This window comes from Gemmobacter sp. (genome assembly GCF_016792925.1).
Taxonomy (GTDB): domain Bacteria; phylum Pseudomonadota; class Alphaproteobacteria; order Rhodobacterales; family Rhodobacteraceae; genus Gemmobacter.
Window position 1 is genome coordinate 1 of sequence record NZ_JAEULU010000256.1, and the last position, 2,290, is coordinate 2,290.

General features: G+C 63.3%; 2 protein-coding genes. Both read left to right on the plus strand.

Translation table 11 applies throughout. From position 1 onward, the window contains the following. The coding region (locus JNN06_RS12170) for an IS630 family transposase (RefSeq protein ID WP_291239861.1) at positions 1–750 on the plus strand (750 nt) is incomplete at its 5' end. 1,207 nt (positions 751–1,957) lie between these two features. Beyond that, on the plus strand, positions 1,958–2,290 hold a 333-nt coding region (locus JNN06_RS12175; protein ID WP_291239862.1), incomplete at its 3' end, for a permease.

A 2,290-nucleotide genomic window follows, 5' to 3' on the forward strand; every position in this document is an offset into this window, starting at 1 on the left:
GCGCTGTGGACGAGGGGTGCGGTGATGCAGTACATCGAACGCGAGTTCGGCGGGCGGTTGTCGATCCGCGCCACCGGCGAGTACCTGCGCCGCTGGGGCTTCACGCCGCAAAAGCCGATCAAGCGCGCCTACGAGCAGCGCCCCGAGGCGGTCAAGCAGTGGCTCAATCACGAGTACCCGGCGATCGAACAGCGTGCCAAGGCCGAGGGCGGCGAGATCCACTGGGGCGACGAGACGGCGCTGATCAACACCGATGTGCGCGGCCGCAGCTACGCGCCTCGTGGCAAGACGCCGGTGACCATGGCCGTGGGCGGCACGCGCGAGAAGCTGTCGATGATCTCCACCGTCACCAACCAGGGCCGGGCCAACTGGATGATCATCGACGGCGCCTTCAACCACGAGCGGCTCATCGAGTTCCTGGACGCGCTGCGGCGCGATGGCCGGCGCCGGCGCAAGAAGGTCTTCCTGATCCTGGACAACCTGGGCGTGCATCACTGCAAGCCCGTCAAAGCCTGGCTGGCCGAGCACCAGGCCGACATCGAGGCGTTCTTCCTGCCCAGCTACAGCCCCGAGCTCAACCCCGACGAGCGGCTCAACGCCGACTTGAAGCACGCCATCGGCTCGAAGGTGCCGGTGCGCACGAAGGCCAAGCTGCGTGCCGCCGCCAACGAGCACATGCAGTTCATCGTCGCCAATCGCGACCGCGTTCGGGCCTACTTCCAAGACCCGATCGTCAAGTACGCAGCCTGAAGACTTCATGTTGCCGGATTAATAGCTAAGCCATTGATTTTATTAACGCGGTTCCGACGGACTTTGATTGGTGCGGTCAGGACTACTGTGTGCGCCGGAAAAAATGTCAGTTACCGCAAACAGAGTTGCTGACTGCAGAACAAAGTCGATGACTGCGATTTCTGCCGCATTAACAGTGTCGCTGACTGAGTTGGGGGCGGCCCGCCCTAACCCGAGCATCATGGTCTCAAGTCAGGATTGCCGCTTCGTGCGCCGGCATGCGGACGCTGGCGGGGACGGGTGCAGTCGAAAGCTGCCGTCAAGTACTGGATGCATGGTTTCAGAACTTGCCTACGCCTGCTGGGCTCAACGAAGACAACTTGTCGCTACGCGCCTTCATCGACACGGCTAGGCCTCCACCGCCTACGACATCTCGAGCTTCAAGGCGATCTAGCCATGCGGCGATCTTGCTTGCCGCCCGTCGATTGACCGGCTTGCGGCGGCTAAGCCGCGCAAGAGGCGACGTGTGCCAACCTGCGCAGCGACCAAACACCACTGCGCCCGTCAGAGATGCTGCAGCGCGATTGACCGTGCGCAAGCTGCAGCAGCTTGGCGGGCCTACATTGTGTTGCTGTTCACTGAGGAGCAATCATGAAGATCGCAGCACGTGGGGTACTGGTCTTGTGTATTGCGGCAGCAGTCGGGGTCTCGATGGCCCAGCCCGCTTCGGCGCCGGGTAAGGGTCCAGGCCCGGGAGGGCCGGGCGTCGGAATGCCCGCCAGCGGGCCGGGCATGGGTGGCGGTCCCGGAATGGGCCGCGGGCGCGGCGGCATGGCGGGGCCCGACTATTCGCCTGGCTGGTCGCTCATGACACCGGACGAACGCAGTCAGCACCAGGCGAAGATGCGCTCGATGACGAACTACGACGAATGCAAGACGTACATGGCGCAGCAGCACGAGCAAATGGCAGCGCGGGCCAAGGCGCAGGGTACCCAGTTGCCCCCGCAGCCACGCCGCGATGGGTGTGCTGGTCTGAAGCCCTGAGCGCCACAACCGCTGATTGGTTCTGCACCGTCCGCGGAGTGCCTTGATGATTGCGCTGGGTTCATGCCCAGTTGAGCTGCCCCTCGCATTCCATGCGCATAGCGGTGGTGATCGATAAGGATCGGAGCCGTCCGGTCCGTCAGTGCCTTGGGCGGGTCTTCACCGCAGTCAATGTCAGCGCTTCGTGGCGCTGGGTTCCTACGCAAATCTCGAGTCATTTGATCTGATTGAAGAACCGGTGGATACATTTCTGCATCTGATGAGCAGCGGCGCCGGGAACCTGGCTGCGTACTTGGCAGCACATGTGTTGCTTTGCCTGGTTCCGGCGTTCTTCATCGCTGGCGCCATGGCCGCGCTGATCCCCAAGCCCAGCATCACGCGGTGGCTCGGCCACGATGCGCCATACAGAGTGTCCTATCCAGCTGCAGCGGCTGCAGGTTCGCTGCTGGCGGTGTGCTCGTGCACCATCGTGCCCCTGTTTGCAGGCATCTACAAAAAGGGGGCTGGCCTCGGTCCG